General features: G+C 42.1%; 1 protein-coding gene. It reads left to right on the top strand.

What is annotated here, in order from left to right; translation table 11 throughout:
* Positions 1 to 132 precede the first annotated feature (132 nt).
* A complete protein-coding gene (locus AC1DWB_RS33825; protein ID WP_477545463.1) occupies positions 133 to 2,091 on the top strand; it encodes a helix-turn-helix transcriptional regulator in 1,959 nt (652 codons plus the stop codon).
* Positions 2,092 to 2,274 lie beyond the last annotated feature (183 nt).

Genomic DNA, 2,274 nt, shown 5'->3' with positions numbered 1-2,274 from the left:
CAGGCTAATTTGAACACCACGGTCAATGATTATGAAAATCATATATTATCGATCAAAAAATTCTGAATGAGCCTGCACGTCAATGAAAATGCGAAGCTATTGAACGGTTCGAGCGAGGGGCCGATCAACTCTATGCTGCTATACCGCATTCGAAACGAGCTTCAATCCATGTTAGCGGACTCCTATTTAATGATCGATAACATTATTTATTTACTGGGTGATCATTCGATCGTGATTGAAAAGGAAGGGACAAGGACTTTCGAGGAAATGTTCGTCAATTATTATGGGAACGAGGTGTATACCAAGGATTTTTGGCTTCAGGAGCTAGCAAAGCCATATAGCTTCAAGCTGTTTCCCGAATCTGCATTTTTCATGAACTCTTTCGGACAGCATATCCATAGAGGTCAATTCATCCCAGTGTTGGTCAAAAATCAATTCAATCCCCAATTTTCCTTGATCCTTCTGTTGAATAGCAGGAGTATGTTCGCTTCTTTTTATCAGCCGGCCAAAGACGGCAAGCTGTTTATTTCCGATGAAACGGGCACGACTATTTATGCCTCTGATTCGGATTATTCAGCAATTCCCTCTTCTTTACTGGCCTCCGGTCAGAAGACCGGATATATCCAGCAAGGCAAAAATTACTTGTACTATCAGGTGGGCAAGGAAACCGGATATACGTATACCAGTGTTATTCCCTCTTCACAAATCAAAGCAAAAATCGTGCGTTTGAACTGGCTGTTAGTTGGATTTCTCCTATTGTCTATAGCAATTAGTCTCGGAGCCTCCATTTTTTTCACGAAACGCTTGAACAATCCAATCCGCAAAATATTGGATTCCATTCAACACCATTATGTATCCATGCCTACAAACAGCAGCATCAGAGAATTCGATTTCATTAGCGAAAAGATTAAGGATATTTCGCAAGCTCATCACGATATCCGACAGGACTTGACTCGGAAGAACTCGCTTCTGAAAAATTACGCGTACATCAATCATCTCAAACAAATTCACACCAACACGCAAGATTTGAAGATGCATATGGCTTTTGACACACCGTTTGTTCTTATCGGTTTTCATTTGACCTTTAGAAGCCATAACCTAAAGCAAATCGACATTCGGATACCGAAAGCTTCCTTCTTTATGAGAGAGCTGATCCATACCCATATTGCACAATCGTTCAACGATTCCTTAACCTTCCAAATCGAGCAGAATTTAATCCTTACTCTTATTTTCTCGAAGGGTGACGAGGCGAATCAGATCGAAGAGCATCTACAACGGTTGAGGAAAATATTCGATATGGATCATTTATACTGCTTGATCACGATCGCAGTCAGTCCGCGTCAAACAGACCCGACCGTTTTTACAGAAACCTATAACCACATTTTACGATTACTGGAGTCGAGGAAATTAGGAGAGGATACCCAGATTATCCCTTTTTCCACTAAAATAACAGGAGATATACCTGAGGATTGGGAAAGAAACGAGCTCCAAGCACATGTAGAGGCCGGAAACGAGAAGGAGTTATTGCGAATAGGCAGAAAGATGCTTGCTTTACTGGAAAAAAAGGAAGCGTCCGTTGAGCATTTCGTTCGATTTGCCCRAAGCTTTTCCCAGCAATTGTTGAAAAGCTTCTCGCCTGCTGAACGGGATCGTCTGTTAGAAACCATACAGGATGAGAAGCCCCATGATTGTTATACCTTAGAGGCGTTTGATCGATATCTGGAGCAGCTTGTGGCAGCGGCCTGTATCCTATACGAGCATAAAAAGGATCAAACAGATCCGATATGTGACTTCGTTCTGACCTACATTGATAATCATTATGGCGACGATATCTCATTAGATATCATCTCTGATCATCTGAAAATAACGGCTTCCTATTTATCCACTTATTTCAAAGAAAAGATGGGAATGAATTTTAGCGATTATGTGCAAACCTATCGAATGAAAAAAGCAGCCGAGCTGCTGGAGACATCCGATTTGAAGGTTCACGAGGTGGCGCAGCGAGTAGGATACCTCAGTGTGAATTCTTTTATCCGGAACTTCAAGAAGTTTACGGGGTATCCGCCGGGTGAGTATCGGAAAAGAAACTAAAAATTCGTCAAGAAGAGGACGAATATTCATCTTCTGATAAAACAGAGCCTATATTGGTAAATCCGTCAAGTTTGAAATGCTACCCGCATTGCTCGCGGAATCCCGTGAGTCGATATACACCGACCTTTCAACTCGAAGGCGCGGGGATGTGAAAAGAAAGTCGGCCCATACTATAGCATGGGC

This window comes from Paenibacillus sp. P4_E11 (assembly GCF_056401635.1).
This window is presented reverse-complemented; position numbering and strand designations above follow the sequence as displayed.